The sequence below is a fragment of the Erwinia sp. PME.40.26/001 genome (genome assembly GCF_055556675.1).
Map to the genome: position 1 here is coordinate 1 of NZ_JBVHNP010000232.1, position 264 is coordinate 264.

General features: G+C 65.5%; 1 protein-coding gene. It reads left to right on the forward strand.

The genetic code is table 11. The annotated features are described in order from the left end of the window. The coding region (locus tag ACZ3HG_RS23980) for a DUF502 domain-containing protein (protein ID WP_465334906.1) at positions 1-264 on the forward strand (264 nt) is incomplete at both ends.

A 264-nucleotide genomic window follows, 5' to 3' on the forward strand; every position in this document is an offset into this window, starting at 1 on the left:
GTTTCCCTCCAAGGGCATCTGGTCGATCGTCTTCGTCACCGGGGAAGCCACCCGCGAGATCGCGCACGAGCTGCCTGGCGAGGATCTCGTCAGCGTCTTCATGCCGACCGGCATGCTGCCGCCCTCGGGGTTCGTCTGCTTCGTGCCGCGCAAGTCGGTCCTGCCGATCAAGATGACCATCGAGGACGCGGCCAAGATCATCATCTCTGCCGGCATGGTGAACCCCGAGACGCAGGAGCGCCTGAAGGAGCTTGCGGCGCGGGG